This is a genomic window from Aeromonas sp. QDB30, from assembly GCF_027707645.1.
GTDB lineage: Bacteria > Pseudomonadota > Gammaproteobacteria > Enterobacterales > Aeromonadaceae > Aeromonas > Aeromonas caviae.
In genome coordinates, this window is sequence record NZ_JAPCIY010000002.1 from 87,124 (window position 1) to 110,376 (window position 23,253).

Here is a 23,253-nt window from a genome sequence, read left to right on the forward strand (position 1 = left end):
TCAGGGGCGCCACAGGGGTATTCCCGCCCCCGGACAAGGGGGGCAAGGCCGGATCCCGGTCAAGAGGGATCCGGCGAGCCGGCATCAGCGGGCAGCGGATCGGCTGGCATTCCAGAGCAGTTCACCGCTCTTGAGATCCATCAGGCTCATGGCGAGCCGGTAGCGGCCCCCTTCAGAGAGGAGATCCCCGTAGAGCATGTAACCCGCCCCGGTCTGGCGACCCAGACGCACCAGGGAGGCGGGGTTCATGCCCCCCTGCTGGTATTCGAGCTGACCCGTGATGGCCGCCACCTGGCCCGGGTCTGCGAAACGAAAGCCGCTATTGGCCTGAATGCGCTGGATCATGGCCACCGCCAGGGGCTGGGTGCTGAAGGGCTCACCTGTACCGTTCTGGGGCGCCATCAGCAGCAGTACCGGGCTGCTGCCCGCCAGCGCCTGCACATCGGCGGCCTTCAGGAAGTCATCGGCCAGGGCGACCGCCAGCCCCGTCGGTGCCACGGGTTTGGGAGCAGGCACCGGCTCGGCCTTGTCAGGCTCGGCCACGGGTTTCTCTGGTTTGGTCACCGGCTTGTCCGGCTCGCCGACCGGCGCAGGCGTCCCCCCATAGGGATTGACCGCACATCCGCCCAGCAGCAGGGCACCCACCATCAACAAGGAACGCAGCTTCATCTTTTCTCTCCGCCAGAAGTGTGCAAAGCGCACTTCGTCCATCATCCATTTTGACGGAGCCAGACTCCGCCGCCCCTCCATGCTAGAGACAAACCCGCCCCGGGTCGATGCGCACATGGGCAGGGGGCGACAGAGACTGGCGAAGCGGAGGGCACAAAAGGGTGGCAAGGCTCCACCCGATTCCGTTAGGGTAGCCAGAGCCCGGACCCCAGAGGAGCCCCCATGCACGGACCCGATCCCGCCAACCCCCACCCCATGAACGGCTTCCCCCAGGTGTGCTTTATCAAGAACACCATCAAGGGGCCCAATATCGAGGTGGGTGACTACACCTATTACGACGACCCGGAGGATGCGGCGGGCTTCGAGCGCAACGTCCTCTACCACTTCCCCTTCATCGGCGACAAGCTCATCATCGGCAAGTTCTGCGCCATCGCCCGCGGGGTCAAGTTCATCATGAACGGCGCCAACCACCAGACCTCCGGCTTCTCCACCTACCCCTTCTTTATCTTCGGCAACGGCTGGGAGAGTGCCGCCCCTGCCCCGGGCAGCCTCCCCTACAAGGGGGATACCGTCATCGGCAACGATGTCTGGATAGGCTATGACGCCCTGATCATGCCGGGGGTCAAGGTCGGCAACGGCGCCATCATCGCCGCCCGCTCCGTGGTCACCACGGACGTGCCCGACTACGCCGTGGTCGGCGGCAACCCCGCCAAGGTGATCCGCTATCGCTTTGACGACGACACCATCGCCCGTTTGGGCGCCCTCGCCTGGTGGGACTGGCCGGTGGAGCGGATCAGCCGGAATTTGAACTTGATCGGCGGCGGGGAAATGGACGAGTTGGAGAGGGCGGGGTGATGGCTGCCCACCTGGAGACATTGATAAGAACCTCCCCCTACAGCCCTGGAGAGCACGGGTCCATCACCAGATCAGTGCGTTACATGGGCATTTAAAACAATCAGGCCCTACATGGAGTTACCCGAATGACCGCACCAACACCCGTTTTCACTGTCGTCCACTCAACGCCGCCCGTCGAAACCTATCGCTATCTTCGAACCGCTGCCGGGCTCAGCCCAAAGACGCTTGAAGCCGCAGAGCGTGGTCTGCCCAATACGCTGTTTGCCGTCCAGGTGTTTTGCGGCCAGACCGCCATCGGCATGGGCCGCATCATCGGAGATGGCGGGACATTTTATCAAGTGGTTGATATTGCAGTGCTACCTGAATATCAGGGTCAAGGGGTAGGCAAAAAGATCATGACGGAGATCGCCGACTATATCGCCCGCGAGGTACCGGAGTCAGGCTATGTCAGCTTGCTGGCAGATGGGGAGGCTTACCGACTCTATCAACAATTCGGTTTCTCGCTCACGGCGCCTGCCAGTCTTGGTATGGGGCTTAAGCGGATTGCCGCCGAAAAGTCCTGACCAATCAATCACCTTCATACCCAGGACTGTCATGTTGGGATATCCGCCTTCTTGTCTGCCCGGTGACACAGGTCAGCCCGCAGGTGACACTGAACAGCCGCGGACAGATAGCCGTGCAGGAAGCCATCCCCCAGCCATCATCAAACAGGAAGCACCATGCAACTCACCCCACCCCAACCGCCTCAGGACGATGAGATCGAAGCGCTGCGCATTGGTCTCTCGGGCTACAACAAGGATCACGCCGGCACCCATCTGCGCGAGCGGATCGCCAGCTTTATCAAGGATGAAGAGGGCAAGGTACAGGGCGGTATCATCGCCGACATCAAGTGGGGCTGGCTGCACGTCGACTGGCTCTGGATCGACGAACGCATCCGCCGCGACGGCTGGGGCGCCCGCCTGCTCAGCGCCATGGAGCAGTACGCCCAAAGCAAGGGCATCACCAACTACCATCTGGAAACCACCAGTTTTCAGGCCCTCCCCTTCTACCAGAAGCAGGGTTACGAGGTCTTTGGCCAGCTGCCCGATATGCCGCCGGGGCATGTGAGTTATTTCTTGAAGAAGCAGGATAAGTGATGCCATTCCAGCGTCTTGCCAATGCCAACGCCAAACTCATGATCCGTCCATTCGAAGCGGGCGATGCCGACGAGTTTGTCCGCGCGGCCCACGAATCCATCGAGACGGTCGGCAAATGGATGAGCTGGTGCACTCCCTCGTTCAACCGGGAGCAGGCGATGGGATGGTTTGCGACCTGCGATCAGGATCGCGCGGCGGGACGCGCCTTTGACATGGGCATCTTCTGCGCCACCACCGGCCAACTGCTGGGTGGCGCAGGTATCAACCAGCTGTCGCCCCATCATCGCTACGGCAATATCGGCTATTGGGTGAGGCAATCTCGCCAAGGCTGCGGCATCGCCCGTCAGGCGGTCGCCCTGCTCCGTGACTTTGGCTTTCAGCAGTTGGGCCTATTTCGGCTGGAGATCGTGATGGGAATTGGCAACAGCGCCAGCGAAGACGTCGCCATCGCTGCCGGGGCCGCCTTTGAGTGTCGGGCAAGGAACCGTATATTCCTCCATGGCCAGCCTATTGATGCACTTATTTATTCTCTTGTGCCATCAGGCTGATTTCTGTAGCAAAGCGAATACTATCGTTCTCTATCATGTGAACAGATGAAGACTATGGCTATTTTTATCACAACAACCCCTGAGCCCTGATATATCGTGACGCGCTAATTATCACGATGTAATACTCAGAGTTTGATAATTTTGCCAAGGTGACTGTACACTAGCCAACAACCAAAACTACCACATTAATTATTAAAAAGAGACATTATGAGCGATAAGGAAATAACAATCATTGCATGCCACGCTAGCAACGGAGTTAATAGCAGAGATATTTTTCAACGCTTTTATGACAATCCAGATTTAAGTCGAGATTTCATGTTAACTCGACTAAACACCACTCACATTCAAGATCTTTTACGTGAAGAGTTCATCAAGAATGGGCCATCATCGTTATTCCGATACCATATAACCTGTGACTCTATCTTACACCCAGGTATAACTGTAGATGAAGTTGAGATCGTAATTCTTGGATTTATCCGTACATTGAAAGGTGTGAAAAACCTAATGATTATCGATGCATTCTTCTACTCAAACGAAGAAAGCGTTCTGAATCTGTTTAAAAAAAATGATAATTGAGCTATCTGACTCACTGCAAAGCATCACATTTTTCACTCAAGAGCCCAAACCTAAAGACGCTAAAAAGCGCAGCCCAAATGCCATGCACAACATATTAAAATCCATTAATTCAGACATAATAATAAAAGACATCAGAACAGATGAAATTCATGATAGGTTTTGGCTTGATGCAGACAACAAAAAAGGAATAGTTATGGGAACCTCATTAAATGGTGTCACAAAAAAGTTAACACTAATTGATTACTTGCAACCATACGATGCAAAAGCAGTTCTTGATATAGCTAATGAAATATCAAAAACACAGCAGACGGGAAAAGAAGAACATGAGTGATAATACCGTAGGGTGCAATGAACGAAGTGAATTGCACCTCTATCTTCACAACTATCATAATGAAAGCGGTGCAATGCGCTCCGCTTATTGTACCCTACGTTAACCACGTTAATTCCGATTATTTATTGTTATGTGGTATTGCATCTTCTGGCGTGGCGGTATCTCCCCAAGATAATGGATACCGGCCCTGTTGTACCCAGCGATGGAAGGTGGAATATGGCCAATCTTTCGGGGCTGTTACCAATCCATGTTTGACGGGATTGATATGGATGTAATCGAGATGATGATTGAAATCTTCCTGATCGCGGATCAAATGCTCCCAATAACGTCGCTGCCAAATACCCCGCTCACCACGCTGCCAACGAGATTCTGAGCGAGCCTCCGAATTGGGGATTGATCGTGAAAACTTGCTTTTTATTTGGCGCCAGCGCAACGGAAAATTGGTATCCCCTTCCGGCAATTCCAGCAAGGCATGCAGATGTTCGGGCAAGACAACCCAGCCGTGGATCCGGAATGGATGATTCTCTTGCACCTCCCTGACAACCTTCCTCAACAGATCGATCCGTTCGACCAGTAGATGGTTGTTCTGGCGTTCAGCCAGCACGACCGTAAAAAACCAGGTTCCCCCCGGTCGCCATGCCCGTATGTAATTCGCCATGCTTTGCCCAACCGACAATCAACCATGTTGTTAAATGTGGTTCAAACGAAGCAAAACGTAAGGTGCAATGAACGAAGTGAATTGCACCTCTCATCACAATAGCGGTGCAATGCGCTCCGCTTATTGCACCCTACGACTACGACAACGCCCTGAGGTTATGGAGGGCACGGTTTGGGCTCCCCCTCCAATCCGCCGAGGGGAAGGTGAAAGGTCAGGAGCGCCATCAGGGATGATGGCGCAGACGCAGCCGGCACAGGGATGTGCCGTCTGCGGCGGTCCGTCCGACCTTGTTCCTGACCCGAGGGAAACCGCGTAGCGGTCGGATTGGCGGGGGAGAAGACCTTTGGTGACTTTGGGTCTTTCCAAAGTCACTCGCCCAAGCCCGAAGGGCGGGCGAAACCCCTTCGAGGCCAGCGGCCTCGCGTCCTGCACGGCAAGGCCGTGCCACCACACAACGGCTCCTGCCGCCAACACCATGCCTCGGAACGGACGATTACGCCTGACGGCTAATCGACCCTACGATGGCAATGAAATGCCGCATAAAGACCCCTCCCCAGCCCTCCCCTTCGCAGGGGAGGGAGCCAAAGGGTCGCCACCAGCAAGGTGTGTGGCCGAACGGCGCCCAATCGTTATACCGGGCGCCGCCGGTAAAGGGGGGCGTGGCCGCCCCTATCGGCCCAGGAAGGGCTCCCAATCCTTGAACACCGGCTGCAACCCCGCCTGTCGCACGACAGCGGCCACTTCCCCCACCGGGCGGTCGTCGTGGATGGCGAACTGCTCCAGCTCCTCTTTATCCCCCTCGGCATAGCCACCCGGCTGGGTGCGCGACTCGGCCGACATCTGGGTGATGCCAAGGCGCACCGCGCCGTTGCGAAAGGTGGCCGACTCGCGGGTGGAGAGCGACAAATCCAGCGTGGGCGAGAAGAGGCGCCAGGCGCAGATAAGCTGGGCCAGCTGGCGATCCGACATGACCACTTCAGGTTCCAGCCCACCGGTGCAGGGGCGCAGGCGCGGGAAGGAGAGGGAGTAGCGGCTCTGCCAGTGGTGGCGCTCAAGCCAGGCGAGGTGCTCGGCGACAAAGTAGCTGTCGGCACGCCAGTCCGAGGAGAGACCGATGAGCGCCCCCAGCCCTATCTTGTCGATACCGGCGCGGCCGAGCCGATCCGGCGTGGCGAGGCGCCATGCGATGTCCCGCTTGTTGCCGCGCAGGTGATGGCGGGCGTAGGTGGGGGCGTGGTAGGTCTCCTGATAGACCATGACCGAATCGAGGCCGAGGGTCTTCAGCTCGGCATATTCATCCTGCGAGAGGGGCTGCACCTCCATCCCCACCGTGCTGAAGTGACGGCGGATGATGGGCAACACCTGCCGAAAATAGGCGAGCCCCACCTTGTGCTCGTGCTCGCCGGTCACCAGCAGCACGCTGTCAAAACCGCGCGCCTTGATGGCCAGACACTCGCGCTCAATCTCCTCGCTATTCAAGGTCTTGCGCTTCAAGCGGTTGCTCATGGAGAAGCCGCAGTAGGTGCAGTCGTTGGCGCACAGGTTCGACAGATAGAGCGGCACATAGAAGCCGATGGTGTTGCCAAAGCGCTGGCGGGTCAGCCGCTCGGCCTCGGCCGCCATCTGCGGCAGATACGCCTCGGCGGCCGGGGAGATCAGCGCCATAAAGTCCGCCAGGGTGCGGCGGGAGGTAGTCAGCGCCCGCTCTACATCTGCCGCTGTTTTGGCGCGGATCTGCATGCCGATATCGTCCCACCCCAGCTCGAGCCATCTATCGAGAAAACTCTCCGACTTTCTCTCAACCCCCTCCCGGCCTCCCCCTTCACAAGGGGGAGGTGTTAATCCGCCCCCCCGATCTCCTACTTCACAAGAGGGCGGAGTCGACACTCCCTCCCCTGGCAAGGGGAGGGTCGGGGTGGGGTCATTGGCATGCTGACTCATAACGCCCCCAGAAAATCGGTAAGCGGGCTGGAGGCTTGGGCCTGCAGGGCGCGGGCGCCGAGACCGGCTTCATAGGCACTGCGCCCGGCAGTGCAGGCCAGTGAAAAGGCGCGGCCCATGGCGACCGGGTCGCCACTGACGGCAATGGCGGTGTTGACCAGCACGGCATCGGCCCCCAGCTCAAAGGCGGCGGCGGCATGGCTCGGCGCACCGATCCCCGCATCCACCACCACGGGCACATTGGCCTGCTCGACGATGATGGAGAGAAACTCCCGGGTCACCAGCCCTTGATTGGAACCGATGGGGGCGCCCAGCGGCATCACGGCGGCGCAACCCACCTCTTCGAGCCGCTTGCACAGCACGGGGTCGGCGCCGCAGTAGGGCAGCACCACAAAGCCCTCTTTCACCAGCTGCTCGGCGGCTTTGAGCGTCTCGATGGGATCGGGCAAGAGGTAGCGCGGATCGGGGTGGATCTCGAGCTTGAGCCAGTTCGTCCCCAGCGCCTCGCGGGCGAGGTGGGCGGCAAATACCGCCTCGGCGGCGGTCTTGGCCCCCGAGGTGTTGGGCAGCAGCTTGACCCCGAGTTGCCGAAGGGGCGTGAGGATATCGTCGTGGGCCTTGCCCGGTTCGAGCCGCTTGATGGCCATGGTGACCAGCTGGGAGCCACTCGCCTCGATGGCGGCGGCCATCAGTTCCGGGCGGGCAAACTTGCCGGTGCCGGTAAAGAGGCGCGAAGAGAAGGTGTGATCGGCAATCTTGAGCATGTCAGCCTCCCGCCACTGCGATAAGAAGAGATGAGGCCCCGCCGCAAGGCAGGGCGCGCGAAGATGGGACTGCGAGCATCATGGGTCAGCCTCCGGCAATGGCGGTGAAGAGGTGGAGTTCGTCCCCGTCATTGAGACGGGTCTCGGCCCAGCGGCCACGGGGCAGCACGGCGCCGTTGAGGGCCACCGCTACCCCCTGAGGGGGAATCTCCTGCACCGCCAGCAGCTCAGTCAGGCGCTGGCCGGTGGGCAGCGTCAGCTCGATATCGTTCAATCGGATCTTCATGGTTAATTCTCCAGGGCCGGGTGGGTGCTGCCGCAGACCGGGCAATCGGGATCGGGAGCCAGCGTGAGGGTCTGCCACTGATGGGTCAGGGCATCAAACCGGCGCAATGTGCCCGCCACCGGGCTCGGCATCCCGAGCAGCAGTTTCAGTGCCTCCAGCGCCTGCAAAGAGCCCATCACCCCCACCAGCGGGCCGGTGACGCCGCTGGTCTCGCAGCTTTCCCTGATCTCGGTATCCAGCGGATAGAGGCAGGCGTAGCAGGCGTGCTCACTGCTGGTGCGCGCCATCAGCTGCCCCTGCCAGCCCACTGCGGCGGCACAGACCCAGGGCTTGCCCTGGGCCACGCAGGCGGCGTTGATGGCCTGGCGGGTGGCGAGGTTGTCGCAGCAGTCGACAACCAGATCCACCTCGGTCACAAACTCCGGCAGGCTGGCGGCATCGAGTCGCTGATTGATGGCAATCAGCTCCACCAGCGGGTTGTGGGCGGACAAGCGCTCGCGGGCCAGCTCCGCCTTGGAGTGGTTGACCGCCTCGCTATCGAACAGGATCTGGCGCGGCAGATTGCTGGAGTCCACCGTATCGCCATCGGCCAGCCACAAAGTGCCCACCCCGGCCCCCGCCAGATAGAGGGCGAGCGGCGAGCCGAGCCCGCCGAGGCCCACGATCAGCACAGACTTATCTTTCAGCCGCGCCTGACCGGCTTCCCCCACTTCCGCCAGCATCAGCTGGCGGCCGTATCTCAGATACTCTTTGTCACTAAGAGAAGCGGCATCAGAGCGCATGTTCTGCCTCCCGTATCACGCAGGCCGAGCGCGGTTCATCCCCCGCCCCCACGGCAGCGAGCAGCCGCTCGGTCGCGCCCTGCCAGTCATCGCTCGCCGTGATGGCCGAGACCAGCGCAATGCTGCCGACCCCGCTTGCCTTGACCGCCGCCACCCGCTCCTCGCTGATGCCACCGATGGCCACCGTCGGCCAGTCGCACATCAGGGCGCGGTAGTGGTGCAGCCGCGCCAGCCCCTGGGGGCGCGAAGGCATCGCTTTGGTGTTGGTCGGGAAGATATGGCCCAGCGCGATATAGGAGGGGGCCAGCTCGCGGGCCCGCATCAGCTCGAAGTAGCCGTGGGTGGAGATGCCAAGACGCAGCCCCGCCGCCTGAATGGCGGCGAGATCGGCGGTCTCCATATCCTCCTGCCCCAGATGCACGCCCCAGGCGCCCGCCTCGATGGCTTGCTGCCAGTAGTCGTTGATAAAGAGCCGCGCCCCATGGCGGCGACCGAGCGCTACCGCATCACGAATGGCCGGCGCCACCTCTGTGGCGGGCAGATTCTTGATCCGCAGCTGGATGGTCTTGACCCCGGCCCCCAGCAGGCGTTTGAGCCACTTGACCGAGTCCACCACCGGATAGAGGCCGAGGTTGTGTTCGGTCGGCGCAAAGGGGCCCTGCGGCAGACGGGCGCTGCTCGCTTCATACAATCCAAAGCGGCGATCGAGCGGTGAGCCCGCCAGCACGGCACGGGGGAAGTGGGCAAGATCGGCAGGCCAGCCGAGATGGGCGATGGGCCCCGGGCCTGCCCCCACCCCTTGCGCCGCCGCCAAGCCCTGTTGCAGGTAGGCGCGCGCCAGGGTGATGGCGTCCTCCACCGGATAGTCCTGCGCCACCACGGCGGCGATGGCGCTGGCGTAAGCGCAACCGGTGCCGTGACCGTGGCGGGTATCGAGGCGCGGCGCGGCGAGCCAGAATTCGCGGCTCTCGTCCTGGTAGTAGTCGAGGCAGAGATCCCCGCCCCATTCAAGGTGGCCCCCCTTGACCAGCACGGCACGGGCGCCGAGTTCGCACAGCCGCCGGGCGGCGAGGCGCACCAGCTCGGGACTGGTGGCGGGCAGGCCGGTCAGGGCCTCCAGCTCGGGACCGTTGGGGGTGATGAGCGACAGACGTGGCAGCAGGTGCTCGCGCACCGCCACCAGCATGCCGGGCTCCGCCATGGGGGTGCCGGTGCTGGCGATGGCCACCGGGTCGTAGACCACGAAGGGGGCCGGGGTGGCTGCCAGGCGACGGGCCAGCACCTCCACATGCAGCCGGGTCGGCAGCAGGCCGATCTTGATGGCGGCGGGTGGCAGATCCAGCCCCAGGGCATCGATCTGGGCGGCGAAGGTCTGCATCAGCACGGGGTCGACCATCTTCACCGCCACCGAGTTCTGGGCCGTGATGGCGGAGATGACGGAGCAGCCGTGCACGCCGAGGTCATGCATCGTGTGCAAGTCGGCCTGAATGCCGGCCCCGCCGCCGGAGTCGGACCCGGCGATGGTCCAGACCACGGGGCGGGCCTGCGTCACAGGCGACAGGTCGGCGGGGCTGACAGCCCCGCGCTCGCTGCTCACGCCTCCTCCCCTGCGGCCTGCTTCAGGGTCGCCGCCTGATGGTAGATCTCGCCGCCGGTCTCCTTGAAGGTTTCCGCCATGCGGGCCATGCCGCTCTCCACCTCGGCCACCACCCGCTCCTGCTGGCCGTCCATGCCGACCAGCTTGATCTCCACGGCTTCCAGTTTCGCCGCATAATCGCGCACGTCCTGGGTGATCTTCATGGAGCAGAACTTGGGCCCGCACATGGAGCAGAAGTGGGCCACTTTGCCGGACTCCTGAGGCAGGGTCTCGTCGTGGTAGGCGCGGGCGGTGTCGGGATCCAGGGCCAGGTTGAATTGATCCTCCCAGCGGAACTCGAAGCGCGCCTTGGACATGGCGTTGTCGCGGATCTGGGCGCCCGGGTGGCCCTTGGCAAGGTCAGCCGCGTGGGCGGCGATCTTGTAGGTAATGAGCCCCTGCTTCACGTCCTCCTTGTTGGGCAGGCCCAGGTGTTCCTTGGGAGTCACGTAGCAGAGCATGGCGCAGCCGTACCAGCCGATGAGCGCGGCGCCGATGCCGGAGGTGAAGTGATCGTACCCCGGGGCAATGTCGGTGGTGAGCGGGCCCAGGGTATAGAAGGGCGCCTCGTGGCAGTGCTCCAGCTGCTCGGTCATGTTGCGCTCGATCATGTGCATGGGTACGTGGCCGGGCCCCTCGATCATCACCTGCACGTCGTATTCCCAGGCAATTTTGGTGAGCTCGCCCAGGGTGCGCAGCTCGGCGAACTGGGCCTCGTCGTTGGCGTCATAGACGGAGCCCGGACGCAGACCGTCACCCAGCGACAAGCTCACGTCGTAGGCGGCGCAGATCTCGCAGATCTCGCGGAAGTGCTCGTAGAGGAAGTTCTCCTTGTGGTGCGACAGGCACCACTTGGCCATGATGCTGCCACCGCGCGAAACGATGCCGGTGAGGCGCTTGGCAGTCATGGGCACGAAGCGCAGCAAGACGCCGGCGTGGATGGTGAAGTAGTCCACCCCCTGCTCGGCCTGCTCCAGCAGGGTATCGCGGAACAGCTCCCAGGTGAGGTCTTCGGCGATGCCGTTGGTCTTCTCCAGCGCCTGATAGATGGGCACGGTACCGATGGGCACCGGGCTGTTGCGCAGGATCCACTCGCGGGTCTCGTGGATGTAACGGCCGGTGGAGAGATCCATCACGGTGTCGGCGCCCCAGCGGGTGGACCAGACCAGCTTCTCCACCTCCTCTTCGATGCTGGAGGTGACCGCCGAGTTGCCGATGTTGGCGTTGATCTTCACCAGGAAGTTGCGGCCGATGATCATGGGCTCCGCTTCCGGGTGGTTGATGTTGCTGGGGATGATGGCGCGACCGGCGGCCACTTCATCGCGCACGAACTCGGGGGTGATGTTCTGGGGCAGTCTGGCGCCAAAGCCCTGACCCGGATGCTGGGTGCGCAGGAGCTCGGAGCGCACTCGCTCGCGGCCCATGTTCTCGCGGATGGCGATAAATTCCATCTCGGGGGTGACGATGCCTTGGCGGGCATAGTGCAGCTGGGTGACCCGGCGGCCCGGCTTGGCGCGGCGGGCGCTCGGCAAATGTTCGAAACGCAGGTGATCCAGCCCCTCGTCCGCCAGCCGCTCCTGAGTGAAGGTGGAGCTCAGCCCGTCCAGCGCGTCGGTGTCAGCACGCTCCAGCACCCAGGCTTCGCGCAGGCGCGGCAGACCGCGGCGCACGTCGATGGGGGCGGCCTCTTCCCCATAGGGGCCCGAGGTATCGTAAACCGGCACCGGCTCGTTGGGCTCGAACTGGGGAGCCTCCTTGGTGCCGCCGACGAAGGTGTCGGCCAACTGGATCTCCCGCAGAGGCACACGGATGTCGGGGCGAGAACCCTGGATAAAGATACGGCGGGAATTGGGGTGAGCCATCCCCTTCAGGTTGTCGATAAAGGTCTGGGCGCTGGAGCGCTGCTCGCGGCGGCTGGATTTGGTGGTATCAGAAACATTGGTAGACATAGCAAAACTCACATTAACTGGTTGAAGTTATGGGTGTTTGCTTGTCTGGAGTTCGAGGAGAAGATGAACTTGCGGCGGGGTGTGCTGGGGGGAGTGAGCCGGGCATGGATCTTCCCTGCTCTGCCGTCCCGGTGTTTCCCTAGTCTGGAAACCCGGCGCCCTAAGGACAACCGGACGGGACAACCTCCCCCTGTGCGCCTGTGCCAGCCAGAGGCGGTCTGCCTCTGGCTGGCGGGAAGGTGTGCCTTCCCCGGCGCGGTAACCCGCAAGTTACCCTTGTTTCCCTTCGCAGGTCTTAACCTGATCAGGTTCCACGGATCCCGAATTAACGGTCTCAGCTTAGCGTCGTTCGACGGTCAGCACTCCGACAAGATGTGCGCCAGTATAAGTGGGGAAATTTAAAGTACAAGCCATTAACAAGGGGAAAGGGAGAGAGGTCTCACTCTTCGGCGTCGAGGGGATCCTCGGGGTCAGGAATGAGGATATCGGTGAGGCGGCCCTCTTCATCCCGGCTCAGCACCAGGCGGCGACCCGGTTGCAGATCGGCGGCGCTGCCGTTGATCCAGCGAGTGTCAGCATCAAACACCAGCACACCGAGATCCTGTAGCAGCAATGCCTGCTGATTATGGGTGAGCAGTCGATCCTCCGCCCGCCGCCAGCTGGCCCCGAGCGCCGGATCCGGCGCCCCGTCGAGCACCCGGATCGTCTCGGCGACGCCGTAGCGGCTCTGGATCGCGAGGTGCATACCGGGCACGAGCCCGTCCGGCTGCGCCACGCCGTGCAGTTCGGCACTGCCGAGCTCCAGCTCAGCCCCCTGGAATTGCAGGCGCACCCCGTCGTTGTGCTCCAGCTCCACCAGCCAGAGCTCGGCGTCGTCGGCAAGGGTGCAGAAGGGCAACAGCAGCAGGCAGAGTGCGGTTCGGGTCATGGCAGGCGGTCCGGGGTCACGGGGTGAGGTTTAACTATGGCCCCGGACGGGCAATTTTTCCCGGTCCGCCCTGACCGGTCAGTCATCCTCCCGGCACTGGCTCAGGCGCATGCCGTCAAACTTGCACTCCAGCTCCAGCCAGCGTCCCTCGAACGGGGAGAGGCTCCCATCCGAGGTGACATAGCCCCAGATCCGTCCCCCTTCCACCGGCCCTTCCAGTTCCATCTCGTCCTCCTCTTCCAGCGCCTCCACCTCGCGAACGAGCCGCCGCGCCCCTGCCGCCGTCTCCTGCACGACCCCTTCCAGATCGACCCAGGTCCCACCGAGATCATCCTCATCCAGGCCATCCTTGAAGCGGGTGCGCTCATCGATCACGAAGGGAATGCCGTTGACCATCAACTGGCCAAGCTGCCAGGTGGTGCGGCCCGTGAGCTTGAACTCGGCCGCCTGCACCAGACCAAAAGGCAATAGAATCAATAACCAGAAGGCGCGGAGAGACTTCTTCATCGGGGATCCTCGGGGTTACACTGGCACACAGGATGACCCATCCGGTGTGAAATGGCCGTGAAATAGCGGCACAGACCAGGAGATCAGAGCATGAAAATACTGGTGGTGGAAGACAGTCCCCAGGTGGCGGAGACCATCATGGACTATCTGGCGCTGGCCGGGCACAGGGTGGACTGCGCCTATCATGGCCAGGCCGCGCTGCAACTGCTGGCCCAGGAGCGCTTCGACGTCATCATCATGGACGTCATGATGCCGCGCCTCGACGGCCTGCGTACCGTGGAGCGGCTGCGTGCGGACGGCATCGCGACCCCGGTGCTCTTTCTCACCGCCCGTGACAGCCTGGAGGACAAGCTGGCAGGCTTTCGGGCGGGGGGCGACGACTATCTGGTCAAGCCGTTCGCCATGGAGGAGCTGGAGGTGCGCCTGGAGGCCCTCAGCCTGCGTGGCCCCAGAGGGGACATGGGCGTGCTCTGCTTTGGCGATCTGACGGTGGATCCCGCCAGCGGCCGCGCCACCCGCGCCGGGGTGGAGCTCAAACTCGGCAAGATCCCGTTCCAGATCCTCACCCTGCTGGTGAAGCGCGCGCCCCAGCTGGTGACGCGCCAGGAGGTGCTCGACACCGTCTGGGGCGACGAGGAGCCCGACTCCGACGCCCTGCGCAGCCACATCTATGCCCTGCGCAGCGCCCTCGACAAGCCCTTCCCCACCCCCATGCTGGAGACCCTGCACGGCCAGGGCTACCGGCTGGTGACCCCATGACGAACCCGACGCCGCCCCTTGCCTCCGGCCTGCCGAGCCTGCGCCGGCGCCTGGTGCTGGCGCTGGGAGGGGCCGGTCTGCTGCTGCTGGTGATCCTGAGCCTGCTGATGGTGGTGGCCGAGAACAAGATGGAGGAGCTGAGCCTGCGCCACTGGCTGGAGGCGGAGGCAACCCGCTATGACGACGACTGGTTGCGCCTCGGGATGGCGGCCCCCGCCCCCAGCCCGCGCCAGTTCTCCAGCTACTGGACAGAGGCGGGCCGCCTGCCCGCCTGGCTCAAGGCCTACCAGAGCCCCGGCTTCTTCGAGCATCAGCTGGGCCGGGAAGACAAGCACTTCCTGGTACGCGCCCACCCCTCGGGTCAGGGGCTGCTCTATCTGGTGTTCAACGACGATGCGGACGACTACCTCGACCCTTACGAAGCCAAGCTGCATCTGGTGACCCGCCTCATCGGCCTGGCCCTGCTGCTGGGGAGCCTCGCCTTCGGCATCTGGCTGGTGCGTCACATCACCAGGCCGCTGGAGCGGCTGCGCCAGCGGGTCGCCCACCTCACCCCGGATCAGGGGGACTTCGTGCCCGATGCCCCCTGGCAGGAGCTGAGAGAGATAGAGCAGGCGCTGCTGGCGGGCAAGCACGAGGTGGCCGCCGTGTTTGCCCGTGAACAGGAGTTCAGCCGCTTTGCCAGCCACGAGCTGCGCACCCCCAACATGGTGATCCAGGGATCCGCGGCCCTGCTCGGCAAGGTGAATGACCTGCCCGCCCCGGCAGCCCGCGCCGTCAGCCGCATCCGCGCCGCCGCCGACGAGATGGCCCTGCTCACGGAAACCTTCCTGCTGCTGGGACGCAAGGAGGCCGTGGAGCGCCCGCCCCAGCAGGTGGCGCCGCTCATTCGCCGGGAGCTGACCCGCCTCGCCCCCCTGCTGCAACGGGAGACGCTGGACATTCGCCTGCAACTGGACGAGGAGAGCGAGGTGCAGGCCCCCCTCTCCCTGCTCGCCATCGCCCTCGGCAACCTCTTGAAAAACGCCCTGAGCTACGCCGAGGGCCACATCGAGATCACCCTGCATGAGCAGGTGCTCACCATCAGCAACCCCACCGCCGCCGCGCCGGATCAGATCCTCGGCTACGGCTGCGGCCTCACCATCATCCAGCGCATCTGCGAGAAGCTGGGCTGGCAGATTGAGACCCATCTGGTGGAGGGGGTCTTCAGCGCCCGGCTGGTGATGATCCCCGGCGCCCCCGGGGCGGCATAACCCCCTCATTCCCGGCCCTTCTTCCCGGCTGTTCAACAGAGTGGGAGAAGGGAGACACTTCCCGGCAAGCCCGCTGCCTTCCAGCCCCCCCAGATAGCAACAAGGCGCCCGAGGGCGCCCTGTGTTTACCTGTCTGACACTCGTTTGGGACTCATTCCGCCGGCTTGTGCTTGCGGCTCGCCTTGAGCTCGAGGAACTCGATGATCTTGCCCGCCACGTCCTTGCCGGAGGCGGCTTCCACCCCTTGCAGGCCGGGGGAGGAGTTCACCTCCAGCACCAGCGGGCCGCGGGCGCTACGCAGAATATCCACCCCGGCCACGTCCAGCCCCATGATCTTGGCGGCCTGCACGGCGGTGGCACGCTCTTCCGGCGTGATCTTGATGGCTTCGGCGGTGCCGCCCCGGTGCAAGTTGGAGCGAAACTCCCCCGGCTGGGCCTGGCGGCGCATGGCGGCCACCACCTTGCCGTTGACCACCAGGCAGCGGATATCGGCGCCGTTGGCCTCGCGGATGTACTCCTGCACCAGGATGTTGTTGTTGGTCTGGATAAAGGCCTCGATGACGCTCTCGGCGGCCTTCTGGGTCTCGCACAGCACCACGCCAATCCCCTGGGTGCCCTCCAGCAGTTTCACCACCAGGGGGGCGCCCCCCACCATGGTGATGAGATCCGGTACGTCGTGGGTGCTGTGGGCATAGCCGGTCACCGGCAGGCCGATGCCGTGACGGGAGAGCAGCTGCATGGCGCGCAGCTTGTCCCGGGAGCGGGAGATGGCCACCGAGCTGTTGAGGGCCATGGTGCTCATCATCTCGAACTGGCGCAGCACGGCGGTGCCATAGAAGGTGATGCTGGCACCGATGCGCGGGATCACGGCGTCATAGCTCTCCAGCTCCCGTCCTTCGTAATGGATGGAGGGGCTGTGGGAGGCGATGTTCATGTAGCAGCGCAGGGTGTCGAGCACCTCGACCTGATGCCCACGGGCCCGGGCCACCTCGACCAGACGGCGGGTGGAATAGTTGTTGGGCTCACGGGATAAAATGGCAATATTCATGGAAATGGCAGACCTGATAATCGGACTGGAGAGTATAAGGTGCCATGAACGACTGGCAACGCCAATCCTTTCCCCTCACCATGCGCGGTTCTGCAAGAACGGGCAAAAACCGAGGGTGCCGCACTCAAGAACGGACCAAAGCCAGGGACCGCTCTGCAAGACGGCGCCAGCCACCAGCCCTCATGTCCGATGGCGCCAGCGACGTCAATGGGGGCCGCGCAGCCCTTGTTGCAACTCAAGCAGCAGGGCGACCTCCTGCAAACGGCGCGCCGTGGTGCCGGCCCAGCCTCCCAAAGGCACGGGGGCCAGCAGGGTCTGGGCGATACAGTGGCGATAGAGGGGCCCCTCATGTTGCCAGCCCCGCATCCCGTCGACGTCGTGATGGTGCAGCCACTCCAGGTTGCCGCGGCGAAGCAGCTCGATGCGCCGCCCGTCTTTGAAGTGCAGGCAAAGCCCCTTCTTCTCCACCCCGGGACCGGCATACTTGTCGAGCCAGAGGGTCAGGGGCACCCCTGCCGCCTCGCCGCGCAGGCAGGCCCGCCCCTCGGCGGTCTCCAGATCCCCGCGCCGGATGGGCTGCCCCAGCCGGTCGCAGACGCCCTCCGCGATCAGGTGCAGGCGGTCGTCCCCACCCAGGGCCACCAGCAGCTCCCGGATCATCGCCAGCAGATGGGTGCCGATGTCGAGGATCACCCCGTCTGGATGGCGCAGGACCCGCCGATCCGGCTCCCCTGTGGCGAAGTTGAGGGCATAGGGCTCCCCCGCCTCGTCCAGGCCGCAGGGTTCCAGCAAAAAGCCCTCCACCGCGCTGATATCGGCGAGGGTGGCCAGCCCGCCCCCGGCGCCGTCTGATTCCCGAGGCTGCTAGCCTTCATCCAGTTTGCCGCTCAGCAGCAACTGCTGGACGGCATTGCGGGCCATCCAGTGATCCAGCGCCAGCACCCTGGCTGCGACCTCGGGGTCCGCCAGCAGGGCGCGCAGGCGATCGCGCTGGGCCAGGGTGGCCACCACGGGTTTCTCCACCAGGATGAGGGGAATGGTGCTGGCCAGTGCCTGCTCCAACACGGGCAGATGCAGCAGGGAAGGCGTGGCGATCACCAGCCGATCTAGGGGTTCGGCCAGCAGGGCTTCCAGGGTCGGCGCAGACATGACGCCGGGCAGGGTGATGGCGGGATCAAAACCCCATATCTTGGGATTTTCCGCCAGTGCGGCGAGTGCAGGCAGATAGGCTGTCTGCACCACAGCCCCCAGACCGACAAATCCAATCTTCATGGCAACCTCGATATGGCGTGCGTACCCGGCGTCTGCCCCGCACCGTGTGAGGCGGGGCAGACGGGGATCAATGCAGGTTGGGCCCCAGCCAGCGTTCGGCCTCTGCCAGGGTCATCCCCTTGCGCATGGCGTAGTCTTCCACCTGATCCTGCTGGATCTGGGCCACGGCGAAGTATTTGCTCTCAGGGTGGGAGAAGTACCAGCCGGATACCGCCGCCCCCGGCCACATGGCGTAGGACTCGGTAAGCTGCATGCCGATGGCCTGCTCCACGTCCAGCAGCTCCCAGATGCTCCCCTTCTCGGTGTGCTCCGGGCAGGCCGGGTAGCCCGGCGCCGGACGTATCCCCTGGTAATTTTCGCGAATCAGTTCCTCGTTGCTGAGCGCCTCGTCCGGGGCATAGCCCCAGTGCACTTTGCGCACCTGCTCGTGGAGGTATTCGGCAAAGGCCTCGGCGAGGCGATCGCACACCGCCTGGATGAGGATGGCGTTGTAGTCGTCGTGGTCCGCCTTGTAGGCCTTGGCGATGGCCTCCTCGCCGATGCCGCCGGTCACCGCGAAGGCGCCGATCCAGTCGGGCTTGCCGCTCTCTTTCGGCGCCACATAGTCCGCCAGACAGTAGTTGGGGAAGCCCTGCTTCTCGCTCTGCTGGCGTAGGTGGTGCAGCACCTTGCGCACCTGGGTGCGGGTCTCGTCGGTGTAAACCTCGATGCTGTCCCCCACGGCGTTGGCGGGGAACAGGCCGACGATGCCGGCGCAACGCACGCTCTGATCCTTCTCCAGCTGGTCCAGCATGGCGTTGGCGTCGGCGTAGAGGCGCGTCGCCTCCTCCCCCACCACCTCATCTTCCAGGATGCGGGGGAACTTGCCCGCCAGCTCCCAGCTCAGGAAAAACGGCGTCCAGTCGATGTAGGGGCGCAGCACAGAGATGGGCACGTTTTCGAAGGTCTGCACGCCGGGCTCCCGGGGCGCCGGGGGCTCATAGCCCACCCAGTCCAGCTGATGGCGGTTGGCGCGGGCATGGGCCAGGCTGACCGGCTTGGAGCGCGGCTGCTTGCGGGCATGCTGATCCCGGGCAATCTCGTACTCCTTGTCGATGCGGGCGACGAAGGCGGGCTTGAGCTCCGGGCTCAGCAGGCTCTGGGCCACCCCCACGGCGCGGGAGGCGTTGGAGACATAGACCACGGGCTCGGAGTAGTTCTGCTCTATCTTCACCGCGGTGTGGGCCTTGGAAGTGGTGGCTCCGCCGATGAGCAGCGGCAGCTTGAACCCCTGACGCTCCATCTCTTTGGCCACGTGCACCATCTCGTCCAGGGACGGAGTGATGAGGCCCGACAGGCCGATGATGTCGGCGTTCACTTCCCGGGCCGTCTTGAGGATGGTCTCGCAGGAGACCATGACCCCGAGATCCACGATCTCGAAGTTGTTGCACTGGAGCACCACCCCGACGATGTTCTTGCCGATGTCGTGCACGTCACCCTTGACGGTGGCCAGCACGATTTTGCCGTTGCTGGAACCGCCGGACTTCTCCGCCTCGATGTAGGGTTGCAGGTAGGCCACCGCCCGCTTCATCACCCGGGCCGACTTCACCACCTGGGGCAGGAACATCTTGCCGGCGCCGAACAGATCGCCCACCACGTTCATGCCGTCCATCAGCGGCCCCTCGATGACGTGCAGCGGCTTCTCGGCCTGGGCGCGCGCCTCCTCGGTATCCTCCTCGATAAAGTCGGTGATCCCCTTGACCAGGGCGTGTTCGAGCCGCTTGCCCACCGGCCAGCTACGCCACTCCTGATCCCGCGGATCCTCCGCCTGGGCACCCGCGCCGCGATACTTCTCGGCGATGGCCAGCAGCGCCTCGGTGGCGTTGTCGTTGAGGTTCAGCACCACCGCCTCGACCTTCTCTTTGAGCTCGGCAGGGATGTCTTCGTAGATGGCAAGCTGGCCCGCGTTGACGATCCCCATGTCCATGCCGTTCCTGATGGCGTGGTAGAGGAAGACAGCGTGGATGGCTTCGCGCACCGGCTCGTTGCCACGGAAGGAGAAGGAGACGTTGGAGACGCCGCCGGAGATCATGGCGTGGGGCAGGTGTGTTTTGATGTCCTTCACCGCTTCGATGAAGTCCACCGCGTAGTTGTTGTGCTCGTCGATGCCGGTCGCCACCGCGAAGATGTTGGGGTCGAAGATGATGTCTTCCGGCGGGAAGCCGACGCGGTCCACCAGAATGCGGTAGGCGCGCTGGCAGATCTCGAACTTGCGGGCACGGGTATCAGCCTGGCCCACCTCGTCGAACGCCATGACGATGACGGCGGCGCCGTAGCGACGCAGCAGTTTCGCCTGCTCGATGAATTTGTCCTCCCCCTCCTTCATGGAGATGGAGTTGACCACCGGCTTGCCCTGCACGCACTTGAGGCCCGCCTCCAGCACCTCCCACTTGGAGGAGTCGATCATCACCGGCACCCGGGCGATGTCCGGTTCCCCGGCGATGAGGTTCAGGAAGCGCACCATGGCCGCCTCGGCGTCCAGCATCCCCTCATCCATGTTGATGTCGATGATCTGGGCGCCGTTTTCCACCTGCTGCTTGGCCACATCCAGGGCCTCGTCGTAGAGCCCTTCTTTTATCAAGCGCTTGAACTTGGCCGAGCCGGTGACGTTGGTCCGCTCACCCACGTTCACGAACATGGAGTCCGCCGTGATGATGAGAGGCTCCAGGCCCGACAACCGGCAGGCCACCGGCAGATCCGGCAGGGCGCGGGGCTTGATGCCCGCCACGGCGTCCGCCATGGCGCGGATGTGGGTCGGGGTGGTGCCGCAGCAGCCGCCCACTAGGTTGAGAAAGCCGCTTTGGGCCCACTCGCGGATATGCTCCGCCATCTCTACCGCGTCCAGATCGTACTCGCCAAACGCATTGGGCAGACCGGCGTTGGGGTGGGCGCTGACATGGGTCTCGCTGATGCGGGAGAGCTCCTCCACGTACTGGCGCAGCTCGTCCGGCCCCAGCGCACAGTTGAGGCCGAAGGAGACCGGTTTGACGTGGCGAAGGGAGTGGTAGAAGGCCTCGGTGGTCTGGCCCGAGAGGGTACGACCGGAGGCGTCCGTGATGGTGCCGGAGATCATCACCGGCAGGCTGTAACCCAGCTCCTCGAACACCAGGTCCACCGCGAAGGCGGCCGCCTTGGCGTTGAGGGTGTCGAAGATGGTCTCGATCAGGATGATGTCGGCACCGCCCTCGATGAGGGCATGGGTTGATTCGGTGTAGGCGGCCACCAGCTCGTCATAGGTGACGTTGCGCTTGCCCGGGTCGTTCACGTCCGGCGAGATGGAGGCGGTACGGTTGGTGGGACCCAGGACCCCCGCCACAAAGCGCGGCCTGGCCGGGTCCTTGGCTGTCCACTCGTCCGCCACGGCGCGGGCCAGGCGGGCCGCCTCCCGGTTTATCTCGGCCGAGAGCGCTTCCATCTCGTAGTCCGCCATGGCGATGCGGGTGGCGTTGAAGGTGTTGGTCTCGAGGATATCGGCCCCGGCGGCACAATACTGGTCGTGGATCTCGCGAATGACGGCGGGACGGCTCAACACCAGCAGGTCGTTGTTGCCCTTGATGTCGGTATGCCAGTCGGCAAACCGCTCCCCCCGATAGTCCGCCTCACCGAGTTTGTAACCCTGGATCATGGTGCCCATGGCCCCGTCGATAATCAGGATCCGCTCCTTGAGACAGGCTTCCAGCCTGGTTGTGACATCCGCTTTCTTGTTCGACTCTCTGCTCGACACCGCTCGTACCCCTTACATCCATGCAACTGCGTGATGCCCATCCTAGCAGCAATCAAATCAAATGGAAATCTAGCCGTCTATCTGTCCGTGATGACGATTAAATATAACCATAAATAGGTAATGAGCATGATCTAACCCGGGAGTACCCTATGCCCGTCCTCAAGAGGGATACGTGCTTGCTGTTTACCAAAGAGAAAAATAACTATGAGCGTCTACTACACACTCTGCTTCCTGGCAGCGTTGGCGATCTTCATCGCCTTTGCCAACCAGTATGTTGTGAAGATCCAGACCACCATCGCCATCACTGCGGGCTCCATGCTGATCTCCGCGCTGCTGGTGCTGTTTGGCAAACTGGGTTGGTTCAATCTGGAGCCTCTCGCCATCAAGACCATGGAGAGCATCGACTTCCAGAACTTCCTGTTGAAGGGGATCCTGGGCTTCCTGCTGTTCGCCGGCGGGCTTGGCATCAACCTCAAGGCGTTGCGTAGCCAGAAGTGGGAAATCACCATTCTGGCCATAGCCGCCACCCTGCTCTCCACCTTCCTCATCGGCTACGGCTTCTGGTTCATCGCCAAGCTGCTGGGCTGGGATGTGCCACTGGTCTACTGCATGTTGTTCGGTGCCCTGATCTCCCCCACCGACCCCATCGCCGTACTGGCCATCGTCAAAAAGATGAAGGCGCCACCCCAGATCGCCATCCAGATCGAGGGGGAATCCCTGTTCAACGACGGTGTCGGTCTGGTCATCTTCGCCACCGTGTTTGCCGTGGCCTTTGGCGGCGTGGAGCCCACCTTCGGCAGCGTGGCCGGTCTGTTCCTGCATGAGGCTCTCGGCGGCATCCTGTTCGGGGCCGTGCTGGGTCTCATCGCCCACGTGATGATCAGCGCCACCGACGACGGCTCCCTGGAGCTGCTGCTGACCCTCTGCATCCCGACCGCGGGCTTCGCCTTCGCCAACATGATCGGCGTCTCCGGCGCCCTGGCCATGGTGGTGACCGGCATCATGATCGGCAACTGGACCCGTCATTCCGGCTTCTCCGAGCAGAGCCAGCACCACCTGGATCACTTCTGGGAGTTGATGGATCAGTTCCTCAACGCCCTGCTGTTCCTGCTGATCGGTCTGGCACTGGTGCTGCTGGACCTCGACTGGCGCGACTGGATCCTGCTGGTCATCGCGGTGCCGCTCTGCCTGGCTGCACGCTTCATCAGCGTCTCCCTGCCCTATGTGGCGTTCCGCAAGTTCCGCAACTACAACACCTTCTCGGTGCGCATCCTCACCTGGGGCGGCCTGCGTGGCGGTCTGGCCATGGCCATGGCCCTGGCACTGCCATCCGGTGTCATGATGATCCCGGAGCACAACGTCGATCTGCGCCAGGTGATCCTGGTGATGACCTACTCGGTGGTGATGTTCTCCATCGTGGTACAGGGCATGACCATTACCCCCATGATCACCGCCGCCAAGAAGGCCTGCGGCGACGCCTGAGCCCGTCCCTGACCGGCAATGAAAAGGGCTCCCTCGGGAGCCCTTTTGCCGTCCCCGTGGCCGTGAAAAACAGGGAATGACTGGGTGAACGCACAAATAGTGTTTGCTTT

23 protein-coding genes and 1 riboswitch are annotated in these 23,253 nt (G+C 63.1%); of the genes, 9 read left to right on the forward strand and 14 right to left on the reverse strand.

The window, feature by feature from the left end; genetic code table 11:
• Nucleotides 1-84: 84 nt before the first annotated feature.
• Nucleotides 85-669 (reverse strand): hypothetical protein, encoded by a 585-nt coding sequence (locus PG896_RS01165; protein ID WP_010672673.1) that lies wholly within the window; start codon nucleotides 667-669, stop codon nucleotides 85-87.
• A gap of 222 nt (nucleotides 670-891) precedes the next feature.
• Here PG896_RS01165 and PG896_RS01170 point away from each other — a divergent pair, with 222 nt between their 5' ends.
• From PG896_RS01170 to PG896_RS01195, 6 genes are all read left to right on the forward strand, one after another.
• Complete coding sequence (locus PG896_RS01170; protein WP_270835312.1) at nucleotides 892-1,524, forward strand: Vat family streptogramin A O-acetyltransferase; 633 nt, start codon at nucleotides 892-894, stop codon at nucleotides 1,522-1,524.
• A 125-nt stretch (nucleotides 1,525-1,649) separates the two neighbouring features.
• The gene (locus tag PG896_RS01175) at nucleotides 1,650-2,087 is read left to right on the forward strand and encodes a GNAT family N-acetyltransferase (RefSeq protein WP_270835313.1); all 438 of its coding nucleotides are present in this window, start codon (nucleotides 1,650-1,652) and stop codon (nucleotides 2,085-2,087) included.
• Nucleotides 2,088-2,243: 156 nt separating this feature from the next.
• Nucleotides 2,244-2,660 carry a GNAT family N-acetyltransferase gene (locus PG896_RS01180; protein ID WP_270835314.1) on the forward strand — a complete coding sequence of 139 codons (417 nt, stop codon included), beginning with the start codon at nucleotides 2,244-2,246 and terminating at the stop codon, nucleotides 2,658-2,660.
• A complete protein-coding gene (locus tag PG896_RS01185; protein ID WP_201985855.1) occupies nucleotides 2,660-3,208 on the forward strand; it encodes a GNAT family N-acetyltransferase in 549 nt (182 codons plus the stop codon). Before PG896_RS01180 ends, PG896_RS01185 begins: the two co-directional genes overlap by 1 nt.
• Nucleotides 3,209-3,415: 207 nt before the next feature.
• The gene (locus tag PG896_RS01190; protein WP_270835315.1) at nucleotides 3,416-3,784 is read left to right on the forward strand and encodes a hypothetical protein; all 369 of its coding nucleotides are present in this window, start codon (nucleotides 3,416-3,418) and stop codon (nucleotides 3,782-3,784) included.
• Nucleotides 3,774-4,115, forward strand: coding sequence for a hypothetical protein (locus PG896_RS01195; RefSeq protein ID WP_270835316.1), 342 nt, complete (start codon nucleotides 3,774-3,776; stop codon nucleotides 4,113-4,115). The genes PG896_RS01190 and PG896_RS01195 overlap by 11 nt, the downstream gene beginning before the upstream one ends.
• 118 nt (nucleotides 4,116-4,233) lie before the next feature.
• Here the strand turns inward: PG896_RS01195 and PG896_RS01200 are convergent, their stop codons facing one another.
• From PG896_RS01200 to PG896_RS01240, 9 genes are all read right to left on the reverse strand, one after another.
• Nucleotides 4,234-4,773, reverse strand: a complete 540-nt coding sequence (locus PG896_RS01200; RefSeq protein WP_201985583.1) for an REP-associated tyrosine transposase — start codon at nucleotides 4,771-4,773, stop codon at nucleotides 4,234-4,236.
• Nucleotides 4,774-5,442: 669 nt separating this feature from the next.
• Complete coding sequence (thiH, locus tag PG896_RS01205) at nucleotides 5,443-6,714, reverse strand: 2-iminoacetate synthase ThiH (RefSeq protein ID WP_270835317.1); 1,272 nt, start codon at nucleotides 6,712-6,714, stop codon at nucleotides 5,443-5,445.
• Nucleotides 6,711-7,478, reverse strand: a complete 768-nt coding sequence (locus PG896_RS01210) for a thiazole synthase (protein WP_113978250.1) — start codon at nucleotides 7,476-7,478, stop codon at nucleotides 6,711-6,713. Before PG896_RS01210 ends, thiH begins: the two co-directional genes overlap by 4 nt.
• 85 nt (nucleotides 7,479-7,563) lie before the next feature.
• The gene (gene thiS, locus PG896_RS01215) at nucleotides 7,564-7,764 is read right to left on the reverse strand and encodes a sulfur carrier protein ThiS (RefSeq protein WP_039040452.1); all 201 of its coding nucleotides are present in this window, start codon (nucleotides 7,762-7,764) and stop codon (nucleotides 7,564-7,566) included.
• Between the two features lie 2 nt (nucleotides 7,765-7,766).
• Nucleotides 7,767-8,546, reverse strand: coding sequence for a HesA/MoeB/ThiF family protein (locus PG896_RS01220; protein WP_201872587.1), 780 nt, complete (start codon nucleotides 8,544-8,546; stop codon nucleotides 7,767-7,769).
• Complete coding sequence (gene thiE / locus PG896_RS01225) at nucleotides 8,536-10,143, reverse strand: thiamine phosphate synthase (RefSeq protein WP_270835318.1); 1,608 nt, start codon at nucleotides 10,141-10,143, stop codon at nucleotides 8,536-8,538. Before thiE ends, PG896_RS01220 begins: the two co-directional genes overlap by 11 nt.
• On the reverse strand, nucleotides 10,140-12,131 hold the full coding sequence (gene thiC, locus PG896_RS01230; RefSeq protein ID WP_069785503.1) for a phosphomethylpyrimidine synthase ThiC: 1,992 nt from the start codon (nucleotides 12,129-12,131) through the stop codon (nucleotides 10,140-10,142). The genes thiE and thiC overlap by 4 nt, the downstream gene beginning before the upstream one ends.
• A 263-nt stretch (nucleotides 12,132-12,394) precedes the next feature.
• Nucleotides 12,395-12,508, reverse strand: a riboswitch (TPP riboswitch).
• A 62-nt stretch (nucleotides 12,509-12,570) separates the two neighbouring features.
• Nucleotides 12,571-13,059, reverse strand: coding sequence for a hypothetical protein (locus PG896_RS01235; protein WP_039040448.1), 489 nt, complete (start codon nucleotides 13,057-13,059; stop codon nucleotides 12,571-12,573).
• Nucleotides 13,060-13,137: 78 nt separating this feature from the next.
• On the reverse strand, nucleotides 13,138-13,566 hold the full coding sequence (locus PG896_RS01240) for a hypothetical protein (RefSeq protein WP_039040447.1): 429 nt from the start codon (nucleotides 13,564-13,566) through the stop codon (nucleotides 13,138-13,140).
• 90 nt (nucleotides 13,567-13,656) lie between these two features.
• Between PG896_RS01240 and PG896_RS01245 the strand changes: the two genes are divergently transcribed.
• Both PG896_RS01245 and PG896_RS01250 read left to right on the forward strand, forming a co-directional pair.
• Complete coding sequence (locus PG896_RS01245; protein WP_010672659.1) at nucleotides 13,657-14,325, forward strand: response regulator transcription factor; 669 nt, start codon at nucleotides 13,657-13,659, stop codon at nucleotides 14,323-14,325.
• Nucleotides 14,322-15,578, forward strand: a complete 1,257-nt coding sequence (locus PG896_RS01250) for a sensor histidine kinase (protein WP_048208915.1) — start codon at nucleotides 14,322-14,324, stop codon at nucleotides 15,576-15,578. The genes PG896_RS01245 and PG896_RS01250 overlap by 4 nt, the downstream gene beginning before the upstream one ends.
• A gap of 151 nt (nucleotides 15,579-15,729) precedes the next feature.
• On the opposite strand, the gene rimK is transcribed toward PG896_RS01250, so the two are convergent.
• The 4 genes from rimK to metH all read right to left on the reverse strand — a co-directional run bounded on the left by rimK (nucleotide 15,730) and on the right by metH (nucleotide 21,661).
• The gene (gene rimK, locus PG896_RS01255; protein WP_010672657.1) at nucleotides 15,730-16,626 is read right to left on the reverse strand and encodes a 30S ribosomal protein S6--L-glutamate ligase; all 897 of its coding nucleotides are present in this window, start codon (nucleotides 16,624-16,626) and stop codon (nucleotides 15,730-15,732) included.
• 204 nt (nucleotides 16,627-16,830) lie between these two features.
• Complete coding sequence (locus PG896_RS01260; protein ID WP_221413902.1) at nucleotides 16,831-17,418, reverse strand: hypothetical protein; 588 nt, start codon at nucleotides 17,416-17,418, stop codon at nucleotides 16,831-16,833.
• Between the two features lie 72 nt (nucleotides 17,419-17,490).
• A complete protein-coding gene (locus PG896_RS01265) occupies nucleotides 17,491-17,898 on the reverse strand; it encodes a Gfo/Idh/MocA family oxidoreductase (RefSeq protein ID WP_221413903.1) in 408 nt (135 codons plus the stop codon).
• A gap of 67 nt (nucleotides 17,899-17,965) precedes the next feature.
• Complete coding sequence (metH, locus tag PG896_RS01270; RefSeq protein ID WP_270835319.1) at nucleotides 17,966-21,661, reverse strand: methionine synthase; 3,696 nt, start codon at nucleotides 21,659-21,661, stop codon at nucleotides 17,966-17,968.
• Between the two features lie 204 nt (nucleotides 21,662-21,865).
• Here metH and PG896_RS01275 point away from each other — a divergent pair, with 204 nt between their 5' ends.
• Nucleotides 21,866-23,143 carry a cation:proton antiporter gene (locus tag PG896_RS01275; RefSeq protein ID WP_103858557.1) on the forward strand — a complete coding sequence of 426 codons (1,278 nt, stop codon included), beginning with the start codon at nucleotides 21,866-21,868 and terminating at the stop codon, nucleotides 23,141-23,143.
• Nucleotides 23,144-23,253: the final 110 nt, after the last annotated feature.